Origin of the sequence: Streptococcus sp. HMSC10E12 (genome assembly GCF_001807855.1) — a bacterium.
In the GTDB taxonomy this organism is placed as follows: Bacteria; Bacillota; Bacilli; order Lactobacillales; family Streptococcaceae; genus Streptococcus; species Streptococcus salivarius.
Genome location: NZ_KV791116.1, coordinates 1 through 1,650 on the forward strand (window position 1 = coordinate 1; position 1,650 = coordinate 1,650).

Sequence of the window (1,650 nt, forward strand, 5' to 3'; positions counted from 1 at the left end):
CAGTGAATGAAGCGAAGCGCAACTGCAGAAGGGCGACCGACTGTGGGGAGGAAGCGTGGAGCGTAAACCGCGAGCCGAGGTACACAAATCGCATTCGAGGCGGATCCGGACAGGGCGAGCAGCCAAGTGACTGCAAAGCTCTTGTGGCCTAAGTGCCGGGTACGTAAATGCGGCGGTTGTGCGGTGAAGGATGGCGTTCTTACCTGGGGAGATCTCGCCTCATGCCTGAAAGGGCGACGGTGTGAGCCGGAGCGAGAAGTCAGCAGCGGTCATAGTAGCTGCGCTGCAGCGAAGGACCAAACGAGAAGAAGTGAGGTTTGACATGACGATACAGCAGGCCATGCATCAGATGCCCGGCAAACCGGGGCGGGACGCAATTGCAGAGGGTGAAGCCCCGCGTAAAGCATCCAGCGATGAAGCCGGCTGTCCGCGCCATGACTCAACCCCCACAGGGTCAGGGTTGCTGCAAGCTGCCCTGACAAGAGACAACCTGCAACTGGCGTTTAAACAGGTCCGCGCCAATAAGGGTGCTGCCGGTGTCGACGGTCTTGGGATCGCCGAAACAGCGGAGCACCTGAAGACGGCATGGCCCGGGATACGCGCACAGTTGTTGGCAGGGACGTACCGGCCTGATCCGGTTCGGCGAGTCTTGATCCCCAAACCCGGTGGCGGCGAGCGCAAGCTGGGCATTCCTACGGTGACGGACAGACTTATTCAGCAAGCATTACTGCAAGTATTGCAGCCCTTGCTGGACCCTGACTTCAGCAACCACAGCTATGGTTTTCGTCCGGAGCGCAGTGCACCCCAAGCGGTTTTGGCGGCACAGCAATACATCCACTCAGGGCGGCAAATTGTGGTCGATGTCGATCTGGAGCAGTTTTTCGACTGCGTCGAGCACGATCTGTTGATCGCCCGACTGGGCAGAAAAGTGAAGGATCGCGACGTTTTACGTTTGATTCGAGCTTATCTGAACAGTGGGGCATTGATCGAAGGCATGGTCATGACCAGCACGAGGGGCACACCGCAAGGTGGACCACTTTCACCGCTGCTGGCCAATGTGGTGCTGGACGAGGTAGACAAAGAGCTGGAGCGACGAGGCCATTGCTTCGTCAGGTACGCGGACGATGCGAACGTTTACGTACGTAGCCCCAAAGCCGGACAGCGGGTGATGGCATTGCTACGTCGCCTTTACGGCCGTCTTGGGTTGCGCGTGAACGAGAGCAAGAGCGCCGTTGCCAGTGCGTTTGGCCGCAAGTTTCTGGGATTCAGCTTCTGGCAGTCTCCCAAAGGCGAGGTCAAACGGCGGGTAGCACTCAAGGCGCTACAGGTATTCAAACATCGCATCCGGGGGCTGACACCGCGTAGTGGCGGTCGCAGCCTGCCGCAAGTGGTGGAAAACCTGAGGCCCTACCTCCTCGGCTGGAAAGCGTACTTTGGATTGTCTCAGGCTCCCGGTTTATGGAAGAGTCTGGACGGCTGGATACGTCGAAGGCTCAGGGCAATTCAGCTCAAACAATGGAAGACTGGCAAAACCACCTACCGAGAGCTTCGCAAGTTGGGTGCAAATTCTGACTTGGCGGCAGCAATAGCCAGCGATAGCCATAGGATCTGGCACAACAGTGCCGGGCTGATCCATGGTGTGCTGACGGT

1 protein-coding gene is annotated in these 1,650 nt (G+C 58.3%); it reads left to right on the plus strand.

The window, feature by feature from the left end; genetic code table 11:
- Window positions 1-322: 322 nt before the first annotated feature.
- Window positions 323-1,650 (plus strand): group II intron reverse transcriptase/maturase (gene ltrA / locus HMPREF3112_RS09575; protein WP_218107327.1); only part of this gene is annotated, 1,328 nt, incomplete at its 3' end.